General features: G+C 62.0%; 21 protein-coding genes. 1 reads left to right on the top strand and 20 read right to left on the bottom strand.

The window, feature by feature from the left end:
• Position 1 precedes the first annotated feature (1 nt).
• The 5 genes from ACOCLD_RS06805 to ACOCLD_RS06785 all read right to left on the bottom strand — a co-directional run bounded on the left by ACOCLD_RS06805 (position 2) and on the right by ACOCLD_RS06785 (position 6,836).
• Positions 2–943, bottom strand: coding sequence for a Nudix family hydrolase (locus ACOCLD_RS06805; RefSeq protein ID WP_422911322.1), 942 nt, complete (start codon positions 941–943; stop codon positions 2–4).
• A complete protein-coding gene (locus ACOCLD_RS06800; protein WP_422911321.1) occupies positions 940–1,572 on the bottom strand; it encodes a glutathione S-transferase family protein in 633 nt (210 codons plus the stop codon). The genes ACOCLD_RS06805 and ACOCLD_RS06800 overlap by 4 nt, the downstream gene beginning before the upstream one ends.
• Positions 1,573–1,698: 126 nt before the next feature.
• Positions 1,699–2,916 carry a bifunctional glutamate N-acetyltransferase/amino-acid acetyltransferase ArgJ gene (gene argJ, locus ACOCLD_RS06795; RefSeq protein WP_422911320.1) on the bottom strand — a complete coding sequence of 406 codons (1,218 nt, stop codon included), beginning with the start codon at positions 2,914–2,916 and terminating at the stop codon, positions 1,699–1,701.
• Between the two features lie 142 nt (positions 2,917–3,058).
• Positions 3,059–5,791, bottom strand: coding sequence for a preprotein translocase subunit SecA (gene secA, locus ACOCLD_RS06790; protein WP_422911319.1), 2,733 nt, complete (start codon positions 5,789–5,791; stop codon positions 3,059–3,061).
• Positions 5,792–5,909: 118 nt separating this feature from the next.
• Positions 5,910–6,836 (bottom strand): M23 family metallopeptidase, encoded by a 927-nt coding sequence (locus tag ACOCLD_RS06785; RefSeq protein WP_422911318.1) that lies wholly within the window; start codon positions 6,834–6,836, stop codon positions 5,910–5,912.
• 81 nt (positions 6,837–6,917) lie between these two features.
• On the opposite strand from ACOCLD_RS06785, the gene ACOCLD_RS06780 reads away from it, so the two are divergent.
• A complete protein-coding gene (locus tag ACOCLD_RS06780) occupies positions 6,918–7,373 on the top strand; it encodes a DUF721 domain-containing protein (protein ID WP_422911317.1) in 456 nt (151 codons plus the stop codon).
• 77 nt (positions 7,374–7,450) lie between these two features.
• On the opposite strand, the gene lpxC is transcribed toward ACOCLD_RS06780, so the two are convergent.
• The 15 genes from lpxC to rsmH form a co-directional block, all read right to left on the bottom strand.
• A complete protein-coding gene (gene lpxC, locus ACOCLD_RS06775; RefSeq protein WP_392540767.1) occupies positions 7,451–8,362 on the bottom strand; it encodes a UDP-3-O-acyl-N-acetylglucosamine deacetylase in 912 nt (303 codons plus the stop codon).
• A gap of 112 nt (positions 8,363–8,474) precedes the next feature.
• On the bottom strand, positions 8,475–9,662 hold the full coding sequence (gene ftsZ / locus ACOCLD_RS06770; RefSeq protein WP_422911316.1) for a cell division protein FtsZ: 1,188 nt from the start codon (positions 9,660–9,662) through the stop codon (positions 8,475–8,477).
• A gap of 47 nt (positions 9,663–9,709) precedes the next feature.
• On the bottom strand, positions 9,710–10,957 hold the full coding sequence (gene ftsA, locus ACOCLD_RS06765; protein WP_090251236.1) for a cell division protein FtsA: 1,248 nt from the start codon (positions 10,955–10,957) through the stop codon (positions 9,710–9,712).
• A gap of 20 nt (positions 10,958–10,977) precedes the next feature.
• Positions 10,978–11,841, bottom strand: coding sequence for a cell division protein FtsQ/DivIB (locus ACOCLD_RS06760; protein WP_422911315.1), 864 nt, complete (start codon positions 11,839–11,841; stop codon positions 10,978–10,980).
• A 3-nt stretch (positions 11,842–11,844) separates the two neighbouring features.
• Positions 11,845–12,795 carry a D-alanine--D-alanine ligase gene (locus ACOCLD_RS06755; protein ID WP_422911314.1) on the bottom strand — a complete coding sequence of 317 codons (951 nt, stop codon included), beginning with the start codon at positions 12,793–12,795 and terminating at the stop codon, positions 11,845–11,847.
• Positions 12,792–14,201, bottom strand: coding sequence for a UDP-N-acetylmuramate--L-alanine ligase (gene murC, locus ACOCLD_RS06750; RefSeq protein WP_422911773.1), 1,410 nt, complete (start codon positions 14,199–14,201; stop codon positions 12,792–12,794). The genes ACOCLD_RS06755 and murC overlap by 4 nt, the downstream gene beginning before the upstream one ends.
• A gap of 34 nt (positions 14,202–14,235) precedes the next feature.
• Entirely contained in the window at positions 14,236–15,306 is a 1,071-nt protein-coding gene (murG, locus tag ACOCLD_RS06745; RefSeq protein ID WP_422911313.1) for an undecaprenyldiphospho-muramoylpentapeptide beta-N-acetylglucosaminyltransferase, read from the bottom strand.
• A complete protein-coding gene (gene ftsW / locus ACOCLD_RS06740; RefSeq protein WP_422911312.1) occupies positions 15,296–16,522 on the bottom strand; it encodes a putative lipid II flippase FtsW in 1,227 nt (408 codons plus the stop codon). The genes murG and ftsW overlap by 11 nt, the downstream gene beginning before the upstream one ends.
• Positions 16,522–17,868, bottom strand: coding sequence for a UDP-N-acetylmuramoyl-L-alanine--D-glutamate ligase (murD, locus tag ACOCLD_RS06735; protein ID WP_422911311.1), 1,347 nt, complete (start codon positions 17,866–17,868; stop codon positions 16,522–16,524). Before murD ends, ftsW begins: the two co-directional genes overlap by 1 nt.
• Positions 17,869–17,875: 7 nt before the next feature.
• Positions 17,876–18,958, bottom strand: a complete 1,083-nt coding sequence (gene mraY / locus ACOCLD_RS06730) for a phospho-N-acetylmuramoyl-pentapeptide-transferase (protein ID WP_257777122.1) — start codon at positions 18,956–18,958, stop codon at positions 17,876–17,878.
• Positions 18,958–20,340, bottom strand: coding sequence for a UDP-N-acetylmuramoyl-tripeptide--D-alanyl-D-alanine ligase (locus ACOCLD_RS06725; RefSeq protein WP_422911310.1), 1,383 nt, complete (start codon positions 20,338–20,340; stop codon positions 18,958–18,960). Before ACOCLD_RS06725 ends, mraY begins: the two co-directional genes overlap by 1 nt.
• Positions 20,333–21,796 carry a UDP-N-acetylmuramoyl-L-alanyl-D-glutamate--2,6-diaminopimelate ligase gene (locus tag ACOCLD_RS06720; protein WP_422911309.1) on the bottom strand — a complete coding sequence of 488 codons (1,464 nt, stop codon included), beginning with the start codon at positions 21,794–21,796 and terminating at the stop codon, positions 20,333–20,335. The genes ACOCLD_RS06725 and ACOCLD_RS06720 overlap by 8 nt, the downstream gene beginning before the upstream one ends.
• Entirely contained in the window at positions 21,796–23,535 is a 1,740-nt protein-coding gene (locus ACOCLD_RS06715) for a peptidoglycan D,D-transpeptidase FtsI family protein (RefSeq protein ID WP_422911772.1), read from the bottom strand. Before ACOCLD_RS06715 ends, ACOCLD_RS06720 begins: the two co-directional genes overlap by 1 nt.
• Positions 23,535–23,828, bottom strand: coding sequence for a cell division protein FtsL (gene ftsL / locus ACOCLD_RS06710; protein WP_108489633.1), 294 nt, complete (start codon positions 23,826–23,828; stop codon positions 23,535–23,537). The genes ACOCLD_RS06715 and ftsL overlap by 1 nt, the downstream gene beginning before the upstream one ends.
• Complete coding sequence (rsmH, locus tag ACOCLD_RS06705; protein WP_422911308.1) at positions 23,825–24,766, bottom strand: 16S rRNA (cytosine(1402)-N(4))-methyltransferase RsmH; 942 nt, start codon at positions 24,764–24,766, stop codon at positions 23,825–23,827. The genes ftsL and rsmH overlap by 4 nt, the downstream gene beginning before the upstream one ends.

Genomic DNA, 24,766 nt, shown 5'->3' with positions numbered 1-24,766 from the left:
GCTACTCTGGCCAGAACGCGCGAATCCCCGCCACGCCCTGAGCCCCCGCCTGCCAGGCGCGCTCGACATCGCCCGGGGTCACGCCGCCGAGCAGATAAGCCGGCTGGTTGAAGCCCTGCAACAACTCGGCTACCTGCGCCCAGCCCAGCGGCTGCGCATCGGGGTGGGTCTGCGTGGCTTGCACCGGCGACAGGGTGATGAAGTCCACGCCCATTTGCGTAGCCAGCTCCAGCTCCTGGGCCGAGTGACAGGACGCCGCCAGCCAGCGCTGTTGCGGAAACGGTCGCCCTGCCGCGCTCAATTCGCGCAACTGCTGCGCCGTCAGGTGCCAGCCGGCTGCAGGAAAGTCGCCCAGCCACTCCAACGGCCCTTTGAGCATCAGCTGCGCCTTGCCGGCGCACAAACCCAGGGCATCTACAGCCAGATCACGGTACTGCGCATCAAACATCGCCGGAGCGCGCAGTTGCAGCAGGCGGATGCCGCCTTTCAGTGCAGTCTGGATACCCTGCAGCAACTCAGGCCCGCTTAGCCCCTCAGGGGTAATCAGATAGCGCTCGGGCAAACGCGCTGCCGCGACAATCGGTCGATTGGCCGCCGGAAACTCATAGTCGCCCAATTGCCGAGGGCTGACCCAGGCCAGCGGCTGCCCCTCGGCACCATGCGGCTCACCGGTAAACGCAGAGACTTCCCAGACGTCCAGCAGCACCTGCTTGTCCGGATAATCGTGGCGCACCTGAATCAGCGGTCGCGCAGCAGTCGGGCGGATACCCAGTTCCTCGTCCAGTTCGCGGGCCAGGGCTGACTGCACCGTCTCCCCGTTCTCGACCTTGCCACCGGGAAACTCCCAGAGGCCGCCCTGATGTTTATCATCAGGCCGTTTGGCGAGCAGGATCTGTCCGTCTACGCCACGAATTACCGCAGCGGCTACATGAATACGTTTCACGCCAGATGTTCCTCCTGGGCGGCTTGATACCAGCGCTGAAACGCCGGCCATTGATAGATGGTCTCGACATAGGCGGCTGCCTCAGCAGGCAGCGCCACCTGGTAACTGCGCAGACGCGCGGCCACCGGGGCAAAAAACGCATCGGCCAGGGTTGGCTGGCCAAACAGAAAGGCGCCTGCCTTTCCAAAGCGCTGTCGGCACTCGGCCCACAGCGCGCAGATACGCTGGATATCGGCCACGGCATCAGCCGGTATTTCGCTTAGCGCCTGGTTACGTTTGAGGTCCATCGGCAGGTGGCTGCGCAACGCGACAAAGCCACTGTGCATCTCGGCGCAGGCACTGCGCGCCAACGCGCGTGCATCCGGCGCTGCTGGCCACAGTTGAGCAGCGGGGAAACATTCGGCCAGGTACTCGGCAATCGCCAGGGAGTCCCAGATCGCCCCGTCATCACAGATCAGCAGCGGCACCTTGCCGGTCGGCGAGTGCTGCAGAATCCGCGCGCGGGTGTCAGGCCGGTTCAGGGTGATTAGCTGTTCGGTGTAGGCCGCGCCGGTCAACTCCAGCGCCAGTGCCGCACGCAATGACCAGGACGAATAGGTTTTGTCACCGATAAGCAGAGTAAGAGACATGGGCTGCGCTCGCTGCGAGAAGGTCGCATGACCTTAAAAGGCGACTTCCTCAATAGCAAATTCCCGTTGTGCATGGGGGCATGAACAACGGGAATGCCGGCGATCAGACAGCCGGGGCGTGGCGGATCAGGTGCGGTATTCGGCGTTGATCTTCACGTACTCGTGGGACAGGTCGGTGGTCCAGATGGTCTCGCTGCACGCGCCACGACCGAGTTCGATGCGGATGGTGATTTCTTCACGGGCCATCACCGCAGCACCCTGCTCTTCGGTGTAGCTGGCCGCACGGCAGCCTTTGCTGGCGATACATACCTCGCCGAGGAACACATCAATCTTGCTCACGTCCAGCTGCGCCACGCCAGCGTAACCAACGGCGGCGAGGATGCGCCCCCAGTTGGGATCGGAGGCGAACAACGCGGTTTTGATCAGCGGCGAATGGGCCACGGCATAGGCCACATCCAGGCACTCCTGATGCGTACCACCACCGTCGACCTGCACAGTCACGAACTTGGTTGCGCCTTCGCCGTCACGCACGATGGCCTGCGCCACGTCCATAAACACCTCCAGCACCGCCTGCTTGAGCTTGGCGAACAGTTCACCGCTGGCTTCACTGATTTCCGGCAATTTGGCCTGGCCGGTGGCAATCAGCATGCAGCAATCGTTGGTCGAGGTATCGCCATCGATGGTGATGCGATTGAACGACTTGTTCGCCGCATCGCGCACCAGATCCTGCAGCACGCTGCGGGCCACCTTGGCATCGGTGGCGATGTAGCCGAGCATGGTCGCCATGTTCGGTCGGATCATCCCTGCACCTTTGCTGATGCCGGTCACGGTGACAGTCACACCCTCATGCTGGAACTGGCGGCTGGCACCCTTGGGCAGAGTGTCGGTGGTCATGATGCCGGTGGCGGCTTCAGCCCAGTGGTTTTCGTCCAGATCATCGAGTGCCGCCTGCAGCGCGCCTTCGATTTTCTCGACCGGCAGCGGCTCGCCGATCACCCCAGTGGAGAACGGCAGCACGGCGCCCTCATCCACACCGGTCAGTTTGGCCAGCGCCGCACAGATACGCGTGGCATTGGCAAGGCCTGGCTCACCGGTGCCGGCGTTGGCATTACCGGTGTTGGTCAGCAGGTAACGCACACTGCCCTGCACGCGCTTCTTGGCCAGAATCACCGGTGCGGCGCAGAACGCATTGAGGGTGAACACCCCGGCTACGGTGGAGCCTTCAGCGCAGCGCATCACCACCACATCCTTGCGCCCCGGACGCTTGATGCCCGCCGAAGCGATGCCCAACTCGAAACCTGGAACCGGGTGCAGGGTAGACAACGGGCCAAGACCAACAGCCATAGCGAACGCTCCTTAAGGTGGGGTGATACATCAGAATGCGATGGTAAAACGCCGCGAACGGTCAAACCGTTCGCGGCGTTAATCAAGCGGGGTCAAGCATAGCCAACGTCACTGTCGGCTCAACCCTCGGTACACGGCAGGCTCAGTTGACCTGACCGTGGCAGTGCTTGTACTTCTTGCCGGAACCGCAAGGGCACGGCTCGTTACGGCCGATCTTCGGCTCGGTGCGTACGGGGGCGGTAGCCACCGCCAGGTCCCCTTCTTCCTCGCTGGCTTCCACCTGCAAGGCCGAAGCCTCGGCATGCTGGAACTGCATACGCTCGGCCAGAGCTTCAGCTTCACGACGCAGCCGGGCCTCTTCCTCGGCCGGATCTTCACGACGCACCTGCACATGCGACAGCACGCGGATGGTGTCGCGCTTGATCGACTCCAGCAACTCCTGGAACAGGGTGAAGGACTCGCGCTTGTATTCCTGCTTGGGGTTCTTCTGCGCATAGCCGCGCAGGTGGATACCGTGACGCAGGTGATCCATGGTCGACAGGTGGTCTTTCCACAGGTCATCCAGCACACGCAGCAGAATCTGCTTCTCGAAGGTGCGCAGGGCTTCGGCGCTGGCTTCGTTTTCCTTCTCGTTGTACGCCTTGACCAGCTCGTCGAGGATGCGCGCGCGCAAGGTTTCCTCGTACAGCTTGTCATCTTCGTCGAGCCACTGCTGAATCGGCAGACGCAGGTTGAAGCCGCTGTACAGCGCATCTTCCAGGCCGGCGATATCCCACTGCTCGGGCAGCGACTGCGGTGCGATGTGCTCGTTGATGGTGTTATCCAGCACTTCCTGACGGAACTCGGCGATGGTTTCGCCAATGTTGTCGGCCGCCAGCAGCGTGTTGCGCATGTGGTAGATCACCTTGCGCTGCTCGTTGGCCACGTCGTCGAATTCCAGCAACTGCTTACGCATGTCGAAGTTACGCCCCTCAACCTTGCGCTGGGCTTTTTCGATGGCGTTGCTGACCATGCGGTGTTCGATGGCTTCCCCGGACTGCATGCCCAGGGCCTTCATGAAGTTCTTCACCCGATCGGAGGCGAAGATGCGCATCAGGTTGTCTTCCAGCGACAGATAGAAACGGCTGGAACCTGGGTCACCCTGACGGCCCGCACGGCCACGCAGCTGGTTGTCGATGCGGCGCGATTCATGGCGTTCGGAGGCAATCACATGCAGACCGCCGGCTTCAATCACCTGCTGATGACGCTTCTGCCAGTCGGCCTTGATCTGCGCGATCTGCTCAGGCGTGGCGTCTTCCAGGTTGGCCACTTCGACCTCCCAGTTACCACCCAGCAGGATGTCGGTACCACGACCGGCCATGTTGGTGGCGATGGTCAGCGCACCCGGGCGACCGGCCTGGGCAATGATCTCGGCTTCCTTCTCATGGAACTTGGCGTTGAGCACTTTGTGCTCGATGCCTTCCTGATTGAGCAGTTTGGACATGTGCTCGGAGGTTTCGATGGTGGCCGTACCGACCAGCACCGGACGCCCCAGGGCCATGCTTTCCTTGATGTCGGTGACGATGGCGGCGTACTTCTCGTCCGCGGTCAGGTAGACCAGGTCGTTGAAGTCCTTGCGCGCCAGGGCACGGTTGGTCGGGATCACGATCACCGCCAAGCCGTAAATCTGATGGAACTCGAACGCTTCGGTATCCGCTGTACCGGTCATGCCGGACAGTTTGGTGTAGAGGCGGAAGTAGTTCTGGAAGGTGGTCGAGGCCAGGGTCTGGCTCTCGGCCTGGATCGGCAGACCTTCTTTGGCTTCGATGGCCTGGTGCAGCCCCTCGGACAAACGACGACCTGGCATGGTCCGGCCGGTATGCTCGTCGATCAGCAGCACCTGATTGTTCTGCACGATGTATTCGACGTTGCGGTGGAACAGCTTGTGCGCGCGCAGGCCCGAGTAGACGTGGGTCAGCAGGCCCAGGTTGTGCGCCGAGTAGAGACTTTCACCTTCGGCCAGCAGGCCGACTTCGGTAAGCATTTCCTCAACGTACTGGTGACCGGCTTCGTTCAGCTCGACCTGGCGCGCCTTCTCGTCGACCTTGTAGTGGCCTTCCTGAGTGACCACACCCTCTTCTTCCTCAACATGCAGCTTGAGGCGCGGAATGAGTCTGTTGATCTCGGTGTAGAGGCGCGAGCTGTCTTCGGCCTGGCCGGAGATGATCAGCGGGGTGCGCGCTTCGTCGATCAGAATGGAGTCAACTTCGTCGATTACGGCGAAATTCAGTTCGCGCTGGAATTTTTCTTCCAGGCTGAAGGCCATGTTATCGCGTAGGTAATCGAAGCCGAATTCGTTGTTGGTGCCATAGGTGATATCGGCCGCGTAGGCGGCGCGCTTCTCTTCCGGCGGCATAAACGGCGTAACAATGCCGACACTCAGGCCCAGAAACTCATACAGCGGACGCATCCAGTTGGCGTCACGGCGGGCCAGGTAGTCGTTGACCGTGACCACGTGCACGCCCTTGCCGGACAGCGCGTTGAGGTACACCGCCAAGGTTGCTACCAGGGTCTTACCCTCACCGGTACGCATCTCGGCGATCTTGCCTTCGTGCAAGGTCATGCCACCGATCAGCTGCACATCGAAGTGACGCATGCCCATCACCCGCTTGCCTGCTTCACGGGCTACGGCGAAGGCTTCTGTCAGCAGTTGATCAAGGGTTTCGCCTTTGCCCAGACGGGCTTTGAACTCTGCCGTTTTGGCACGCAATTGCTCATCTGACAAAGCAAGCATCTGCTCCTCGAAGGCATTGACGGCCTGCACCGCCTTGAGCATGCGTTTGACTTCACGCTCGTTCTTGCTTCCAAAGAGTTTCTTCAACAAAGGCGCAAACATATCGACAGGATCTTCCAGGCGTATGGATTGAGGGTGGCCGAACAGCCACCCATGCAGCCGTTCATGGCTGCGTGCGAAGCGGGCATTCTACCCGGAAACGCGAATGAGGAAAGCTACGTTATTCGTCGCCGCCCACGCGGGCGATATAGCTGGCCGGATTGACCAGACGGCCATCTTTGCTCACCTCAAAATGCACGTGGTAGCCACTGGCCCGACCACTGCGGCCAACTCGAGCGATGGTCTGACCGCGCTGCACCAGATCACCGATCTGCACCAGATTGCTCTGATTGTGCGCATACAGCGTGGTGTAGCCGTCGGCATGGCTGATTTCCACGGTATGCCCATAGCCCGACCTGTTACCGGAATAACTCACTACGCCCGCCGCAACCGCGACCACATCACTACCGGGCTTGGCAGCAAAGTCGACGCCCTTGTGCTGAGTGTTGCGCCCGGTCAGTGGATGCACGCGCCGGCCAAACGGCGAGGACATATAACCCTGGCGAACCGGCATGCCGGACAGGTACTCAGCCTCGCTCAACTGACGCTCACCGATCAGCTGCTCAAGCACTTCCAGCAACTGCTCGCGACTGTCCAGGCGCAGACTGAGCTGATCCAGCTCATCCATAAATGGTGGCGGCGCATAGGCTGCATCGCCCAGCGCATCCTCGGCACCGCCCTGCCCCACGTTGAGGGAGAAGTCGAATTCACTGGCATCCAGATCCGCCAGCTCGGTCAGTCGCGCCCCCAAAGCATCCAGGCGGGTCAGACGCGCCTGCAACTCCGCCACGTGTACCGCGAAGGCATCCAGTTGACGCTGGGCATCGCGCCGCACCTCGCCGACTTCGGCACGTTGCTGATCCAGCACCTGATTGAGCTGCGTGTCGTCATGCACGGCCACGGTTGCCGGCGCCCACCAGGCACCCACAGCAACCCCACCGCCCAGCGCAACGGCGAGCGAGACGACGAACGCCAGTAGCAACCAGCGCAAGTCCAGGCTGAGCGAACGTGCGGCACCGTGGTGCCGACTAAGTAGAATGATATGCACGGCCTTCCCCTAGTGGTGAAGCGCCAGTCGGCAACAGCGATTCTGCTACCATGGCGACTTCACTTTTTCAGGCGTCCTGCCATGACTTTTCGTCCTTTGCCGGCCAAAGCTCCCGCTGCATTACTGCGCGAAGCGAAACCCCTGAAGGCGCTGTTCAATCAAGCGCAACGCATTGATCGTCTACAGCACCTGGTGGAAAGCCAGCTGCAACCGGCAGCTCGCGAACACTGCCATGTAGCCTCATGGCGCGAGGGTTGCCTGCTGCTGATCATCACCGACGGCCATTGGGCCACGCGCCTGCGCTATCAACAAAAACGCTTGTTGAAACAACTGCAGGCACTCGAAGAGTTCGCGACCTTAACGAAGATTCTGTTCAAGGTGCAACCTCCGACTGCTGAAAGGCGTGCAGCGGGTCGCACAATCAGCCTCTCTGACAGCGCCGCAGAAAACATCCAGGCGACCGCCGAGAGCATCAGCGACCCCAAGCTGCGCGCTGCACTTGAGCGCTTGGCCAATCACCGCAAAGACGCCCAGTAACGCTCGAAGGCAGATAAAGGAAATAAAAAAAGGCCACCCGAAGGCGGCCTTTGAAAGTAAAGAAGGAGGGTGTTGCGTTACACGGCCGCAACCGGGCGCATGTAAGAGATTGGCGCCGTATTCGGGTCGTCAAAGGTGACAACTTCCCAGGAATCAGGCTGCTCGATCAGGGTGCGCAGCAGGCGATTATTCAGCGCATGCCCCGACTTGAAACCCTTGAACTCGCCAATCAGGCTGTTACCCAGCAGGTAGAGGTCGCCGATGGCATCGAGAATCTTGTGTTTGACGAACTCGTCCTCATACCGCAGGCCGTCTTCGTTCAACACACTGAACTCATCCACCACGATGGCGTTGTCCACGCTGCCGCCGAGTGCCAGGTTCTGTGAACGCAGGAACTCGATATCACGCATAAAACCGAAGGTACGCGCGCGGCTGACTTCCTTCACAAACGAGGTGCTGGAGAAGTCAACGCTGGCCGACTGGGTGCGATTGCGGAAGACCGGGTGATCGAAATCGATCTCGAAGGTCACCTTGAAGCCTTCGAAAGGTACGAAGGTGGCGCGCTTGTCGCCCTCTTCCACCGTCACTTCACGAAGGATGCGGATGAACTTCTTGTGGGCTTCCTGCTCTTGCAGACCCGCCGATTGAATCAGGAATACAAAGGGACCCGCACTGCCATCCATGATCGGTACTTCGGACGCGGAGAGCTCGACGTAGGCGTTATCGATGCCCAGGCCAGCCATGGCCGAAAGCAGGTGCTCTACCGTATCCACCTTGACATCACCATTGACCAGCGTGGTCGACATGGTGGTTTCACCGACATTGCCTGCACGCGCGGGAATTTCCACGACAGGATCAAGGTCGGTACGACGGAACACGATACCGGTGTCCACGGGTGCCGGCTTCAGGGTCAGGTATACCTTCTCCCCGGAATGCAGGCCGACGCCAGTGGCGCGGATAATGTTCTTCAGGGTGCGTTGTCTGATCATGGCTTTGGCCGCTATAGCACTAGTTGCGAATTGTTTTCAACAATGGCCGGCGATGATAGCAGAACCGGCCTTTGCTGAACACCAATCACCCCAATACTCCTGATACATTTCATCAATCAGCCTGACGACGCAGAAACGCCGGAATGTCCAAGTAATCCAGGTCATCCTGCGGGTTCAGTTTCGCTGCAGTGGCCGCGCCACTGTGGCTTTGACGCTGAACGGTCGGACGCTCGTAGTCCTTGTAATTGACGCTCTGCTCGGCACGCGCCGGGGCTGCTGCGTTGCTGCCAGCGCTGGCAGAAACTTGCACAGTATTGTCGATAACCTTGACCGGCTTCTCGATACGCGCACCCAGACCAGTGGCAACCACAGTCACGTGCAGCTCGTCGCGCATGTCCGGATCGATCACGGTGCCGACCTTGACGGTGGCGTGCTCGGAAGCGAACTGCTCGATGATGTTACCCACGTCGGAGTACTCACCCAGGGACAGGTCAGGACCGGCGGTGATGTTCACCAGAATGCCACGCGCGCCTTGCAGGTTGACGTCTTCCAGCAGCGGGTTACGGATCGCCGCTTCGGTGGCTTCACGTGCACGGTTAGGACCGCTGGCGCAGCCAGTGCCCATCATCGCCATGCCCATTTCGCTCATCACGGTTTTCACGTCGGCGAAGTCGACGTTGATCATGCCCGGACGCTTGATGATGTCGGAGATACCGCGCACGGCACCGGCCAACACGTCGTCAGCCTTGGCGAAAGCCGACAGCAGGCTGGCGTCTTTGCCGAGAATGGTCAGCAGTTTTTCGTTCGGAATGGTGATCAGCGAGTCGACGCTTTCCGACAGCGCGCGAATACCTTCTTCGGCAATGGTCATGCGCTTCTTGCCTTCGAACGGGAACGGACGGGTCACCACCGCAACGGTGAGGATGCCCATCTCCTTGGCCACCTGAGCAATAACAGGAGCCGCACCGGTACCGGTACCGCCGCCCATGCCGGTGGTGATAAAGACCATGTCGGTGCCGGCCAGCACCTCAGCGATACGTTCGCGGTCTTCCATGGCCGCCTGACGGCCGACTTCAGGATTAGCACCGGCGCCCAGGCCTTTGGTCACCGCAGTACCCAGTTGCAGTACGGTACGTGCGCCGATGTTTTTCAGAGCCTGAGCATCGGTGTTGGCGCAGATGAACTCGACGCCTTCGATGTTGTTCTTCGCCATGTGGTTGACTGCGTTGCCGCCGCCACCGCCCACGCCGATCACCTTGATAACTGCACTTGCTGGAGCGCTGTCTACGAGTTCAAACATTTTCCCTCTCCTTTTTACTTTCTAGTTTTGTAACGCCTACTGCAAAATCAGAAATTGCCCTGGACCCAGCGTTTCAGCCGTTCCAGCACAGGTTGTTTGGGTTCATCGCTATAGCTGCCAAGTGCAGACATGGAGATGCCGTCGGCCTGCTTTTGCAGTCCGTACAGCAGCAGGCCTACACCTGTGGAATAGATGGGGTTGCGCACGACGTCGGCCAATCCTTTGACACCTTGCGGCACGCCCAGGCGTACCGGCATATGGAAAATTTCTTCGGCCAGCTCGACGGCTCCTTCCATCTTTGCTGTACCGCCAGTGAGGACGATCCCGGCCGGAATCAGATCCTCGTAGCCGCTGCGGCGCAGTTCGGCCTGAATCAGGGTGAACAGCTCGTCGTAGCGCGGCTCGACCACTTCGGCCAGAGACTGACGCGAGAGGTCGCGCGGCGGACGATCACCGACGCTCGGCACCTTGATGGTTTCGCCGGCGCCGGCCAGTTTGGCCAGCGCGCAAGCATACCGAATCTTGATCTCTTCGGCATATTGGGTCGGCGTACGCAGGGCCATGGCGATGTCGTTGGTGACCTGGTCGCCAGCAATCGGGATTACCGCGGTGTGGCGGATCGCGCCTTCGGTGAAGATGCAGATGTCGGTAGTACCGCCGCCGATATCCACCAGGCACACGCCCAGCTCTTTCTCGTCGTCGGTCAGCACCGCATAGGCCGAGGCCAGTTGCTCAAGGATGATGTCGTCGACCTCCAGGCCGCAGCGACGCACGCACTTCTCGATGTTCTGCGCCGCGTTCACCGCGCAGGTCACCACGTGCACCTTGGCTTCCAGACGCACGCCGGACATACCCAGAGGCTCACGCACGCCTTCCTGGTTATCAATCACGTAATCCTGCGGCAGGGTATGCAGCACGCGCTGGTCTGCTGGGATGGCCACGGCCTGGGCGGCATCCAGTACACGCTCAAGGTCGGCTGGGCTGACTTCACGATCACGGATGGCGACGATGCCGTGGCTGTTGAGGCTACGGATGTGATTGCCGGCTACACCGACGAACGCCGAGTGGATACGGCAACCAGCCATCAGCTGGGCTTCTTCCACGGCGCGTTGAATCGACTGCACGGTGGATTCGATATTCACCACCACGCCCTTCTTCAAACCGCGCGACGGATGAGTGCCGATGCCGACGATTTCCAGTTGGCCGTCCGCATTCACCTCGCCCACCAGCGCCACCACCTTGGAGGTGCCAATGTCGAGGCCGACGATCATCTTGCCGCTCTGCACGTTTGCCATGGCTCTTGTCTTCTCCTGATTCACTGCACGACAGCGGTAGTTGCCGCTGCGGGCGCTACCGGCTCGCGCCAGGCCACGGCCAGGCCGTTGGCATAACGCAGATCGATACGCGCGATATTCGTTTGTTGCTCTTTCAAGGCCTTGTTGTAGATGGCCGAGAAGCGGCGCATTTTTTCCACCACATGATCACGTCCCAGCAGCAACTCGATGCCCTGCCCGGTGGAGAGGAACCAGCTGCCGCGTTCACGCAGCTCCAGGCGCGCCACGGAAAAGCCCATGGGCCGCAGCATCTGGCTGAGCACCTGGTATTGCTGCATCACCTGCTGCTGGGCACGGCGGGGGCCGTACAGCTGCGGCAGGTGCTGATAATTGCTGACTTCCTGCGGGGCAAACGCCTCGCCCTGATTGTTCAGCAGGGCCTCATCACCCCAACGGGCAATCGGCAGTTGCTCTTCCAAACGCACCACCAACTGATCCGGCCACACGCGGCGCACCTGGGCGCTGGCGATCCACGGCATCAATTCCAGCTCGCGGCGCAGGCTGAGCAGGTCAACCTTGAAGAAGCTGGCGTTGGCATAGGGCGCAATGCGCTGCTGCACGGCCTGCTGATTGACGTAGCTGAGGTCGCCCTCAACGCTGATCCGCGCAATCGGCTGATCGGCATAGGGCAGCGCACGCAACGACAACTCGTAGGTGCCATAACCCAGACCAAGCAGCAGCAGCAGCCAGGTCAGTCGCTTGAGCCAGGCAAAGTTGGTCTTCGGCAGGCTCACCCGCAGGTTGATCGGCTCTTTCGCCACCAAACGGCTGGCGCCGCGCTGCGCAGGCTTGCCGCGCACGGGTGCGCGGTTCGAGCCTGGCTGGTGACGCAAAGTAGCCGTCATGACTTAACCTCTCGCCTCAAGGCTGTCGGCCAGGATCGCCAATACCAACTGTTGAAAATCCAGGCCGGCAGCACGGGCTGCCATCGGCACCAGGCTATGGTCGGTCATGCCCGGTACGGTGTTGACTTCCAGCAGCCAGAACTTGCCATCGGCGTCCTGCATCACGTCGGCACGGGCCCAGCCCTGGGTGCCGACCGCTTCACAGGCACGCGCGGTGAGGTCTTTCAGTTCCGCTTCCTTCTCCACCGAGAGGCCGCACGGGATGCGGTACTGGGTGTCATTGGCCAGGTACTTGGCGTCGTAGTCGTAGAAGCTGTGCGGCGTGCCCAGGGCAATCGGTGGCAGCACCTGACCACGTAGCATGGCGATGGTGAACTCGGGACCGGCGATCATCTGCTCGACCAGTACCTGCGAGTCATAGCGGCTGGCGTCTTTCCAGGCAGCGATCAACGCATCAACATCACTGACTTTGGCCATGCCGATGCTCGAACCTTCATGGGCCGGTTTGACGAACAGCGGGAAACCAAGCTCGGCAGCCGCCGCATGGCAATCGGCTTCGCAGGTCAAAGCCGCGTGGGCCGGCGTCGGCAGACCGAGGCTCAGCCAAACGCGTTTGGTGCGCAGTTTGTCCATGGCCAGGGCCGAGGCCAGGATGCCGCTACCGGTATAAGGAATCCCGGCGCACTCAAGCAAGCCCTGCATCGAGCCGTCTTCTCCGCCACGGCCGTGCAGCACGATAAAGGCGCGGTCGATCTTCTCGGCGGTCAGGCGTTGCAGCAGGTCATCGCCAGCGTCGATGCCGAATGCATCCACACCGGCAGCCAGCAGCGCCTGCAGCACAGCGTTGCCGGACTTCAGCGAGACCTCACGTTCAGCGCTCTTGCCGCCGAACAGTACAGCCACGCGCCCAAAGGCGCTGACCGGAAATTGGGATTGCAGGCTGACAGCACTCATTTCGTCTTACCTTCAGCCGCCGCGAACAGCGGGCTTTGCAACAGTTGCGGAGCCAGGCCGCCGATGTCGCCGGCACCTTGGCAGAGAAGAATGTCGCCGGCGCGCAGCAGCGGCTTGACGATGGGCGCGAGGTCCACGCCACGCTCGATATAGATCGGGTCGAGCTGGCCACGCTGACGGATGCTGTGGCACAGGTTGCGGCTGTCCGCCCCCGGAATCGGCGCTTCACCGGCCGGGTAGACTTCCATCAGCAGCAACACCTGGGCATCGCCGAGCACCTGAACGAAATCGTCGTACAGGTCGCGGGTACGGCTGAAACGGTGCGGCTGGTAAACCATCACCAGGCGGCGCTCCGGCCAGCCGCCGCGCACAGCCTTGATCACTGCGGCCACTTCGCGCGGGTGGTGACCGTAATCATCGACCAGCATCACGCTGCCACCGTCCACCGGCAGCTCGCCGTAAACCTGGAAGCGCCGCCCGACACCCTGGAACTGCGACAGGCCCTGGACGATGGCGTCATCGCTGATGCCCTCGTCGCTGGCGATGGCAATGGTCGCCAGAGCGTTCAGGACGTTGTGGTTGCCCGGCATGTTCACCGAGACGTCCAGCGGCTCGCGGTCGCGACGCAGCACGGTGAAGAAGGTCTGCATGCCCTGCTGACGCACGTTGATTGCACGTACATCGGCATCCTCATCAAAACCGTAAGTCACGGTCGGGCGCGCCACCTGCGGCAGGATTTCACGCACGATCGGGTCATCTACACAGAGCACCGCCAGACCGTAGAACGGCAGGTTGTGCAGGAACTCGATGAAGGTTTTCTTCAACTTGTTGAAGTCACCGCCATAGGTGCTCATGTGGTCCATGTCGATATTGGTGACCACCGAAACCATCGGCTGCAGGTGCAGGAAGCTGGCGTCACTCTCATCGGCTTCAGCGATCAGGTAACGGCTGCTGCCCAATTGCGCGTTGGTGCCCGCAGCATTCAGCCGACCACCGATCACGAACGTCGGGTCCAGGCCGCCAGCGGCGAATACCGAGGCCAACAGGCTGGTGGTGGTGGTCTTGCCATGGGTGCCGGCCACGGCAATGCCATGGCGATAACGCATCAGCTCGGCAAGCATCTCGGCGCGCGGCACTACCGGGATACGACGCTCCAGAGCAGTGGCCACTTCCGGGTTGCTGGTATTCACCGCGCTGGACACCACCAGTACGTCGGCCTGTTCGGCGTTCTCCGCGCGGTGACCGATAAAGATCTGCGCACCGAAGCTTTCCAGCCGCTCGGTCACGGCCGAAGCCTTGAGGTCGGAGCCGGACACTTCATAACCGAGGTTGAGCAGCACTTCGGCGATACCGCACATGCCGGCACCACCGATGCCGACGAAGTGGATACGGCGGATGCGGCGCATCCGGCGGATTTCCGAGCGTGCAGCGGCGGGAGACTTAGCCACGGGCCACCTCCAGGCAGATATCGACAACGGTGCAGGTTGCATCGGGCTTGGCCAGTCGACGTGCGGTCTGGCCCATTTCATTCAGGCGTTCGGGGTGCATCAAAACCTCGGTCAGCTGCGCGGCCAGCGTGGCGGCGTCAGTGGAACGTTGTGGCAGCAGTACGGCAGCGCCAGCACTGGCCAGGTAATCGGCATTGCGGGTCTGGTGGTCGTCGATCGCGTGCGGCAGCGGCAGCAGGAACGCTGGCAGGCCGGCGGCGGCCAGCTCGCTGACGGTCAGCGCACCGGAGCGGCACACCACCAGATCAGCCCAGGCGTAAGCCCGCGCCATGTCCTTGATAAACGGCGCAACGGTCGCTTCGACGCCAACGGCGGCATAGCGTTCAGTGGTGATCGCGTCATGTTGCTTGCCGGCCTGATGGAACACCTCAGGACGCAGCTCGGCGGCCACCAGTGCCAGGGCTTCGGGCAGCAGCTTGTTCAGTGGTTCGGCCCCCAGACTGCCGCCCAGCACCAGCAAACGCGGGCGGCGACTGCGCAGCGAATCACGCGGGGTTTCCAGGAACAGCTCTTCACGCACCGGGTTGCCGGTGGTGCGGCGCTTGTCGCTGGTACCGAAGGTATTCGGGAAGGCTTCGCAGACGCGGCTGGCAAATGGCACCAGGCTGCGATTGGCAGTGCCGGCCACGGCGTTCTGTTCGTGGATGATCAGCGGCGCGCCAGTCATGCGCGCGGCCAGGCCGCCGGGGCCAGTGACATAGCCGCCCATGCCCAGCACGCACACAGGCTGCAGCTCGCGCATCACCTTGCGCGCCTGGAACAGTGCCTTGATCAGCTGGAACGGCGCTTTCAGCAGCGACAACTTGCCTTTGCCGCGCAGGCCCGTGACGTCAATCAGATGCAGCGGCAGACCGGCCGCCGGCACCAGCTCATTCTCGATCCCACGCGGTGTACCCAGCCAGTGCACGCTGTAACCGCGCGCCTTGAACTCGCGAGCACAGGCCAACGCCGGGAACACGTGCCCGCCGGTGCCGCCAGCCATGATCAGCACATTACCGCGCATGGCGAACCCCCTCGACAGCCTGACCGTCGAAGAAATCGGCTTCACTGAAGTCCACTTCCGCACTCCCCAGATGGGTACGGCGCTCCCACTCGATGCGCAGTAACAAGGCCAGGCTGATGCAGCAGATCACCAGCGAGCTTCCGCCATAGCTGAGAAATGGCAAGGTCAGGCCCTTGGTCGGCAGCAGGCCGACGTTCACCCCGATATTGATCAACACCTGGCCAATCCATAGAAACGCCAGGCCGTAGGCCACATAGGCGGAGAAAAACTGTTTGGCTTTCTCGGCCCACAGTCCGATGTACAGGGCACGCACGCTGACGAAGACAAACAGCGCGACCGTGATCAGCGCACCGACCATGCCCAGCTCTTCGGCCAGCACGGCAAACACGAAGTCGGTGTGCGCTTCCGGCAGGTAGAACTGCTTCTGCACGCTGTTGCCCAGGCCGACGCCAAACCACTCGCCACGACCGAAGGCGATCAGCGCCTGGCTCAACTGGTAACCGGCGCCGTACTGGTCGGCCCAGGGGTCGACAAAGTTGGTCAGACGGGCCAGGCGATAGCTCTGGCTGGTCATCACTAGCACGCCAAGGGCCAGCACCGCGCTGGCCAGCGGAATAAAGCGCAGCAGGTTGACCCCACCGAGGAACAACATGGCGATGGCCGCACCGACCAGTACCACGGTGGCACCGAAGTCCGGTTCGGCCAGCAGCAGCGCAGCAATCGGCCCCAGCACCAGCATCGGCTTGATAAAGCCGGTGAGCTTCTCACGCACTTCTTCCTGGCGACGCACCAGATAGCCCGCGATAAACATGACGCTGAACAGCTTGGCCAGTTCGGACGGCTGCAGGTTGAAGATGCCGAAACCGATCCAGCGCTTGGCCCCGTTCACTTCGCGACCAATACCCGGCAGCAGCACCAGAATCAGCAGCACAACGGCGACCAACAGCAGCGTGCCGCTGTAACGCTGCCACAGCGCCATCGGCACCAGCAAAGTGGCCAACGCAGCGCCGGTACCAATGGCGAGATAAACCAGATGGCGAATCATGTGATAGAGCGGATTGCCCGACTGCGCCGCGGCCACTTCCGAAGACGCCGAGGCGATCATCACCAGACCCAAACCCAGCAGCGCCAGGCAACCCGCCAGCAGCGGGAAATCGATATCGATCCCACGACGGGTATGCAGCGGCGATGGGGCGGCGAGCAGGCGGGCCAGCATCAGTGCAAACCCTCCACAGCCTGGGCGAACAGACGTCCGCGCTCTTCAAAATTCTTGAACATGTCCAGGCTGGCGCAGGCTGGCGACAGCAGCACGGCATCGCCCTGCTCAGCCTGCTCGGCAGCACGCTGCACGGCCTCTTCCAGGGTTTTCACCCGGATCAGCGGCGCAGCATCACCCAGCGCATCCGCCAGCAACTCGGCATCACGACCCAGCAGCACCACGGCGCGGCAGAACTTGCTGACCGGTGCTTTAAGCGCCGAGAAATCCGCGCCCTTACCGTCGCCACCGGCGATCAGCACCAGCTTGCCGCTGATATCCGCACCCAGGCCGTCGATGGCAGCCAGTGCAGCCCCGACGTTGGTAGCCTTGGAGTCGTCGTAGTAGCTCACCGCATTGCGCTCACCGACCCACTGGCAGCGATGCGGCAGACCCGCAAACTCACGCAGGGTAGCCAGCATGGCGTCCATCGGCAGGCCCACAGCATGACCCAGCGCCAGCGCCGCCAGGGCGTTGGACTGGTTGTGCGCGCCACGGATCTTCAGCTCACGCACCGGCAATAAGGTGTCGAACTGATAGGCCAGGTATTTCTCACCATTTTCTTCGAGCAGACCAAAGCGCTTGAAGTCCGGCTTGCCCAACCCGAAATACCAGCAGGGCAGCTGATCGGCCACCAGAGGACGCGACAACGCGTCATCGCGGTTGACCACCACCTGGCGCGCGCCACGGAAGATGCGGTGCTTGGCCAGGTGATAAGCCGGCAGATCGGCGTAGCGATCCATATGGTCTTCGCTGATATTCAGGCAGGTCGCCACCTCGGCATTCAGCTGGTCAGTGGTTTCCAACTGGAAGCTCGACAGCTCCATGACGTACAGCTCAATCTCGTCACTAAGCAGATCCAGCGCTGGCGTACCGAGGTTACCGCCCACAGCAACCTTCTTGCCGGCTGCGGCAGCCATTTCACCGACCAGAGTGGTCACGGTGCTCTTGGCGTTGGAGCCGGTGATTGCGACGATCGGCGCCTTGGCATAACGGGCGAACAGGTCAATGTCGCCCGACAGTTTCACGCCACGCGCAGCGGCGGCCTGCAACGCCGGGGTGGCAATAGCCAGGCCCGGGCTGACCAGCAGCTCGTTGGCGCGGCAAAGGAACTCCACGTCCAGTTCGCCACAACGCACTTCCACCTGCGGGAACTGCTCACGCAAGGTGGCGAGCTCCGGCGGGTTGGCACGGGTGTCGACCACAGCGAACGGCAGGCCCTGGCGGGCGAGGAAACGCACCAGGGACATGCCGCTCTTGCCGAGGCCGACAACGATGCGGAAGTGGTCAGACGCAATCAGGCTCATGCTTTCCTCAACGCAGCTTCAGGGTGGCAAGGCCGATCAGCACCAGAATCACGGTGATGATCCAGAAACGCACGATCACGCGCGGCTCGGGCCAGCCTTTCAGTTCAAAGTGGTGATGGATCGGCGCCATGCGGAACACGCGCTTGCCGGTCAGCTTGAAGCTGGCGACCTGGATGATCACCGACAGGGTTTCCACCACGAAGATGCCGCCCATGATGAACAGCACCACTTCCTGGCGCACGATCACCGCGATGGTGCCCAGGGCCGCACCGAGGGCCAGCGCGCCTACGTCGCCCATGAATACTTGCGCCGGGTAGGTGTTGAACCAGAGAAAGCCCAAGCCAGCACCGACCAGGGCGGCGCAGAACACGATCAGCTCGCCCGCACCCGGCACATAAGGGATAAACAGGTATTCAGCGAAATTCACGTTACCCGACAGGTAACAGAAGATCCCCAGCGCACCGCCAACCATCACGGTCGGCAGAATGGCCAGGCCATCGAGGCCGTCGGTGAGGTTGACCGCGTTGCTCGAGCCGACGATCACAAAGTAGGTCAGCACCACAAAACCCAGGCCCAGCTCCAGACCGAAGTCCTTGATCATCGGCAGGATCAGGGTGGTTTCCACCGGGCTCTGTGCGGTCATATAAAGGAAAAATGCCGCGCCCAGGCCGAACACCGACTGCCAGAAGTATTTCCAGCGGCTTGGCAGGCCCCGCGAGTTCTTCTCGATCACCTTGCGGTAGTCGTCGACCCAGCCGATGGCACCAAACAGCAGCGTAACAGCCAGTACCACCCAGACATAACGGTTGGACAGGTCAGCCCAGAGCAGGGTGCTGACGGTAATGGCCGAGAGAATCAGCGCGCCCCCCATGGTTGGCGTGCCCTTCTTCGACAGATGCGACTGCGGGCCGTCGTTACGCACCGCCTGGCCGATCTGGCGGATCTGCAGGGTGCGGATCATCCACGGGCCGAGCCACAGCGACAGCGCCAGGGCGGTAAGCACGCCGAGGATGCCGCGCAGTGTCAGGTACTGGAACACTGCGAAACCCTTGTGGAACTGTTGCAGGTATTCCGCCAGCAGCAGCAGCATTAGTGAATCTCCCCGGATGTGCCACACAGCGCCGCGACGACTTTTTCCATCGCCGCGCTGCGTGAACCTTTAATAAGAACAGTGGTGTCGCCCTGCTCGCCGCTTTGTTCGGCGAGCAGCGCGTCGATCAGGCTGGCCTGGTCGGCAAAGTGCCGACCCTGTGTGCCGAATTCTTCAATAGCAAAAGCCATCAGCGGGCCGACGGCATAAACCGCATCGACCTTACCCAGCGCATAGCTGCCGACTTGGCGATGGCCCTGTTCGGCCCACGCGCCCAGCTCGCCGATATCCCCCAGCACCAGCACGCGGCGGCCAGGAAAACCGGTAAGGATATCGATGGCAGCGCAGACGGAGGTCGGATTGGCGTTGTAGCTGTCGTCGATCACCCGCAAGCCATTCGCTGCGATCTGCGCAACAGCACGGCCTTTGACCGGTTGCAGGTTTTCCAGCCCGGCCTTGATCGCTACAGGCTCAATGCCCAACGCCAAAGCAGCGGCGGCAGCGGCCAGGGCATTGGCGACATTGTGCTCACCGAGCAGATTGAGCTGGATGCGCGCCTGGCCGCTGGCGCAATGCAGGGTAAAGGCCGAGCAGCCACGGGCGTCGCGGGCCAGTTCGCTGGCGTAGACATCAGCCGCCGGATTAACCAGGGCGAAACTGCTGACGCGGCGTCCTTTGGCGCGCTGCTGCCAAATGGCAAAGGCCCGGTCATCAAGGTTGAGCACGGCCACACCGCTTTCGCTCAGGCCTTCGAGGATCTCGCCCTTGGCCTCAACAATTTTCTCAGGGCCGCCGAATTCGCCAACATGCGCGGTGCCGGCGTTATTCAGTACAGCCACCTGTGGCTGGGTCAGGCTGACGGTGTAGGCAATCTCGCCGACATGGTTGGCACCCAACTCGATCACCCCGGCAACATGCTCAGGGGCCAGCTCCAGCAGGGTCAGCGGTGCGCCGAGGTCGTTATTCAGGTTGCCACGGGTGGCCAGCACCGGACCGTGCAGGCCTTCGCGCAGGATGCTGGCGAGCATTTCCTTGACCGTGGTCTTGCCGCTGGAACCGGTAATCGCCACCACAGGCGCGGTGAACGCCTGACGATTGAGCGCGCCCAACTGACCCAGAGCCAAACGGGTATCGGCGACCAGCAGTTGCGGCAGCGCTGCACCGACGACTTCACGCTCGACCAGCGCCGCCACAGCACCTTTGCTGGCGACGTCAGCCAGGTAGTCATGACCATCGAAACGCGGGCCGGCCAGGGCGACGAACAGCTGGCCTGGCTGAATCGCCCGGCTGTCGCTGCTGACTGCACTGAATGTCACATCGGCACCAATCACCTTGGCACTCAATGGGCCAGCCACTTCGCTCAACCGCAGCGCCTTAAGCATGCGCCACCTCCCATGCGGCCAACGCTTTTGTCGCTTCAACCAGATCGGAGAACGGCTGACGCACGCCGTTGATTTCCTGATAGTCCTCATGGCCCTTGCCGGCCAGTACCAGCACATCATCGGCGCTGGCAGCGGCAATCAGCTGAGCAATCGCTTGGCCGCGGCCATGCACAAACTGCACAGCCTCAGGCGTGGCGAAACCGGTACGAATGTCGGCAAAAATCTGCGCAGGCGCCTCAGTACGCGGGTTGTCATCAGTGACCAGCACCGCATCGGCCAGACGCTCAACCACCGCAGCCATCAGCGGACGCTTGCCGTTGTCACGGTCGCCACCACAGCCGAACAGACACAGCAGGCGGCCTTTGACGTGCGGGCGCAGGGCTTCGAGGACTTTTTCCAGGGCGTCCGGTGTGTGTGCATAGTCCACCACCACCAACGGCTGCTTGCCGCCACCCAACCGCTGCATACGACCAATAGGGCCCTGCAGCTGCGGCAGCACCTGGAGAATTTCATCCAGCGGGTAATCCAGCCCCAGCAGCGCGCCGACCACCGCCAGCAGGTTGCTCAGGTTGAAGCGCCCGAGCAGCGAGCTGCGCAGGCTGCCTTCGCCACGTGGAGTGACCAGCGTGGCGCGCACGCCCTGCTCATCGAACTGCGCATCGCGGCAATACAGGTAGGCTTCGGCATCGTGCAGGCTGTAGCTGATCAGCCGGGAATCATGCTCGGCAGCCGCCAGTTCACGACCAAAGGCATCGTCCAGGTTGAGCACCCGGCAACGCAGGCCCGACCAGGCGAACAACGCGGCCTTCGCTTCGGCGTAGGCCTGCATCGAACCGTGGTAATCCAGATGGTCGCGCGACAGGTTGGTCAGCACGGCCACATCAAACGCCAAGGCAGCCACGCGACCCTGATGCAGACCGTGGGACGAGACTTCCATGGCCACGGCGCGCGCACCGGCGTTTTTCATGTCAGCCAGGGTGGCCTGCACGCCAATGGGGTCAGGCGTGGTGTGACGGCCCTGCTCCAGCGCGCCGTAGAAACCATTACCCAGGGTGCCGACGATGCCGCAGCGCTCGCCCAGCAGATCCAGGGCCTGGGCCAACAACTGGCTGACGCTGGTTTTGCCATTGGTGCCTGTGATACCGATCAGGTGCAGGCCACGGCTCGGCTCGCCATAGAAACGCCCGGCAATCGCAGACAGCTGATTGGCCAGACCTTTCAGTGCAATCAGCTCGGCGCTGTGCGCAGTCATCACGGCCGCACCTTCGGCTTCATAGGCCACGGCCGCGGCACCGCGAGCCACCGCATCAGCGATATGCACACGGCCATCTTGCTGGGTGCCGGGTACGGCCAGAAACAGGTCACCCGGACGCACCTTGCGGCTGTCCAGGGTCAATTCACGAATCAGGGTTGAGCTGGCGGCTTGCGGCAGCAGCTGATTTAGCGGCATGGGCATCAGATGCGCCCTCCTTTAACGGGTGCAGCAGCGGCGGTTTCGACCTTCGCAGCTTCAGGCGCCGGCAGGTTATCCGGGGCCACGTTCATCAGACGCAGGGCGCCGGCCATGACCTTGCCGAACACCGGAGCGGAGACCAGACCGCCGTAGTAACCACCTTCACTTGGCTCGTCGATCATGATCACCGCAGCAATACGTGGGTTATCGATAGGCGCGACACCGGCAAAGAACGAGCGATAAGCCTTGTCGACATAGCCCTTGCTGCCGCCGGTGGCGGCTTTACGCGCGGTGCCGCTTTTGCCGCCGACGTGGTAGCCCGGCACCTTGGCCCGCGCACCGCCACCACCCGGCTCTTCGACCACCGCCTGGAGCATGCCGAGCACGGTCTTGGCAATCTGCTGGTCAATTACCTGAGTCGAAACCGGTTGGCGATCCAGGCGCACCATCGACAGCTGAACGTTCTTGCCGTCGTTGGCCAATACCGAATAGGCATGCGCCAGTTGCACCGCGGTTACCGAAAGGCCGTAGCCATAAGCCAGAGTGGCGGTCTCGGCCTGTTTCCAGACGCGGTAGTTAGGCAGGTTGCCGACGCGCTCACCGGGGAAGCTCAGGCCCGTGTCCTGACCCAGGCCGACTTGCTGCATCACGGCGTAGATCGGCTCGGCGCCAATATCGAACGCCACTTTAGTGATGCCGACGTTGCTCGACTTCATCAGAATCTGGGTCAGGTTAAGCACGCCGCCGCGCGACACGTCACGGATGGTGTATCGGCCGATGCGCATGCTGCCAGGGGCGGTGTCCACGGTCATTTCCGGGGTCCAGCGGCCGGAACCGAGGGCGGCAGCGATGGAAAACGGTTTGACGGTCGAGCCGGGCTCAAACACATCGATCATGGCCCGATTGCGCATGGCAGCCGGTTGCAGATTGCGGCGGTTGTTCGGGTTGTAGGTCGGCTGGTTGACCATGGCCAGCACTTCACCGGTCTGCACATCGAGCAGCACCAGGCTGCCGGCCTTGGCGCCAAACTCGGTGACGGCATTACGCAGCTCGCGGTGTGCCAGGTATTGCAGGCGCAGGTCAATCGACAATGCCAAGGCCTTACCGGCCTTGGCATTCTGTGCAACCTGGACGTCCTTGATCAGCCGCCCGCGCCGATCCTTGAGCACCTGACGCTTGCCGGGCACGCCGGCTAGCCAATCCTCGAAGGCCAGCTCCATGCCTTCGCGGCCGCGGTCATCAATGTCGGTAAAGCCCACCACGTGGGCGGCCACCTCACCAGCCGGATAGAAACGGCGGAATTCTTCGATGCCGTACACGCCTGGCACTTTCAGGTCGAGAATGCGCTGTCCCTGCTCAGGCGTCAGGCCGCGCACCAGGTACATAAACTCGCGTTCGTGAGCCGCAGCCAGACGCGCCGAGAAGGTCTTGGCGTCCTGGCCCAGGGCAGCCGCCAGTTCATTCCACTTGGCCTTGCCGCTTTGCAGTTCCCTGCCATTGGCCCACAAGGTAGTCACCGGGGTACTGACAGCCAGGGGCTCGCCATTGCGGTCGGTGATCAGACCGCGGTGCGCCGGAATCGGGATATGCCGCACGCTGCGCGCATCGCCATGGGCCTGCAGGAAGTTCTGATCGAACACCTGCAGATCGACAATACGCCAGGCAATCGCGCCCACCATCAGCGCCAACAACAGCAGCACCAGACGGAAACGCCATGGGTAGAGTGCGCCCTCGAGCCCCATCATGGCGCCACCATACGCACTTCGGCGGCATCCGGGATACGCATGCTCAGGCGCTCAGTGGCCAGGGTTTCAATACGGTTGTGCGCGGTCCAGGTGCTTTGCTCAAGGATCAACCGGCCCCATTCGGCCTGTGCCTTATCGCGCACACTGAGTTCGGCATACAACTCATTGAGCAACTGACGGTTCCAGTGCGCGCTGTAGGAAACGCCTACAGCCGACACCAGCACAGCCAGAAACAGCAGCAGCATCAGCAGACTGCCGCCGGGCAATGGCTTGGCGAACAGCGCGCTCATCGCACCTTCTCCGCAATGCGCATCACCGCACTGCGCGAACGCGGATTGGCCGCCAGCTCGGCCTCAGAAGCAAACACCGGCTTGCCGATCAACTTCAGGCGTGGCTCGAAGGCTTTCGGAATGATCGGCAGATCACGCGGCAGCTTGTCCACCTCACCCTTGGCATGCTTGCGCATAAAGAGTTTGACGATGCGGTCTTCCAGCGAGTGGAAGCTGATCACCACCAGACGGCCACCTACTTCGAGGGTTTCCAGGGCCGCATCCAGGCCACGCTCCAGATCGCCCAGTTCGTTATTGACGTGAATACGCAAGCCCTGGAAGGCGCGAGTCGCCGGGTTCTTGCCCTTTTCCCAGGCTGGATTGGCCACGGTCAGCACCTGCGCCAGATCGGCTGTACGCTCGAACGGCTGCTCGGCGCGGCGCAGCACCACAGCACGAGCCATACGTTTGGCGAAGCGCTCTTCGCCGTATTCTTTGAACACCCGAGCGATTTCTTCTTCAGCGGCCGTAGCGATGAACTGCGCAGCGCTGACCCCAGCATCCGGGTTCATGCGCATATCCAGCGGGCCGTCGTTCATAAAGCTGAAGCCACGCTCGGCATCGTCCAGCTGCGGCGAGGACACACCCAGGTCCAGCAGAATGCCATTGACCTTACCGGCCAGGCCGCGTGCCACAACTTCATCGCCCAACTCAGCAAAGCTGCGTTGCACAACGACAAAGCGGCCGTCTTCGGCCGCCAGCGCATTCCCGGTCGCGATTGCCAGGGGGTCTTTGTCAAACCCCAGCAAGCGACCGTCTGGCCCGAGCTTTTCCAGAATCAGTCGACTGTGTCCGCCACGCCCAAAGGTGCCATCCAGATAGCAACCATTGGCGCACACAGCCAGCCCTTCGACAGCCTCGTCGAGGAGCACGGTGATATGGCGGAAGCTGCTGGTCAT

It is taken from the genome of Pseudomonas cimarronensis (assembly GCF_049331905.1).
In the GTDB taxonomy this organism is placed as follows: Bacteria; Pseudomonadota; Gammaproteobacteria; order Pseudomonadales; family Pseudomonadaceae; genus Aquipseudomonas.
Note: the sequence above shows the minus strand (reverse complement) of the source record. Positions and strands in the feature narration are given on the sequence as shown.

Bases quoted from the DNA above. Each gene is read 5' to 3' on its own strand.
- lpxC (WP_392540767.1), bottom strand. From the start codon at position 8,362: ATGATCAGACAACGCACCCTGAAGAACATTATCCGCGCCACTGGCGTC.
- ACOCLD_RS06715 (WP_422911772.1), bottom strand. From the start codon at position 23,535: ATGGGGCTCGAGGGCGCACTCTACCCATGGCGTTTCCGTCTGGTGCTG.
- ftsZ (WP_422911316.1), bottom strand. From the start codon at position 9,662: ATGTTTGAACTCGTAGACAGCGCTCCAGCAAGTGCAGTTATCAAGGTG.
- ACOCLD_RS06720 (WP_422911309.1), bottom strand. From the start codon at position 21,796: ATGCCCATGCCGCTAAATCAGCTGCTGCCGCAAGCCGCCAGCTCAACC.
- ftsW (WP_422911312.1), bottom strand. From the start codon at position 16,522: ATGCTGGCCCGCCTGCTCGCCGCCCCATCGCCGCTGCATACCCGTCGT.
- mraY (WP_257777122.1), bottom strand. From the start codon at position 18,958: ATGCTGCTGCTGCTGGCGGAATACCTGCAACAGTTCCACAAGGGTTTC.
- murD (WP_422911311.1), bottom strand. From the start codon at position 17,868: ATGAGCCTGATTGCGTCTGACCACTTCCGCATCGTTGTCGGCCTCGGC.
- ACOCLD_RS06800 (WP_422911321.1), bottom strand. From the start codon at position 1,572: ATGTCTCTTACTCTGCTTATCGGTGACAAAACCTATTCGTCCTGGTCA.
- murC (WP_422911773.1), bottom strand. From the start codon at position 14,201: ATGCGCCGCATCCGCCGTATCCACTTCGTCGGCATCGGTGGTGCCGGC.
- ACOCLD_RS06725 (WP_422911310.1), bottom strand. From the start codon at position 20,340: ATGCTTAAGGCGCTGCGGTTGAGCGAAGTGGCTGGCCCATTGAGTGCC.
- ACOCLD_RS06760 (WP_422911315.1), bottom strand. From the start codon at position 11,841: ATGACGGCTACTTTGCGTCACCAGCCAGGCTCGAACCGCGCACCCGTG.
- ACOCLD_RS06780 (WP_422911317.1), top strand. From the start codon at position 6,918: ATGACTTTTCGTCCTTTGCCGGCCAAAGCTCCCGCTGCATTACTGCGC.
- ftsL (WP_108489633.1), bottom strand. From the start codon at position 23,828: ATGAGCGCGCTGTTCGCCAAGCCATTGCCCGGCGGCAGTCTGCTGATG.
- rsmH (WP_422911308.1), bottom strand. From the start codon at position 24,766: ATGACCAGCAGCTTCCGCCATATCACCGTGCTCCTCGACGAGGCTGTC.
- murG (WP_422911313.1), bottom strand. From the start codon at position 15,306: ATGCGCGGTAATGTGCTGATCATGGCTGGCGGCACCGGCGGGCACGTG.
- argJ (WP_422911320.1), bottom strand. From the start codon at position 2,916: ATGGCTGTTGGTCTTGGCCCGTTGTCTACCCTGCACCCGGTTCCAGGT.
- secA (WP_422911319.1), bottom strand. From the start codon at position 5,791: ATGTTTGCGCCTTTGTTGAAGAAACTCTTTGGAAGCAAGAACGAGCGT.
- ftsA (WP_090251236.1), bottom strand. From the start codon at position 10,957: ATGGCAAACGTGCAGAGCGGCAAGATGATCGTCGGCCTCGACATTGGC.
- ACOCLD_RS06755 (WP_422911314.1), bottom strand. From the start codon at position 12,795: ATGAGTGCTGTCAGCCTGCAATCCCAATTTCCGGTCAGCGCCTTTGGG.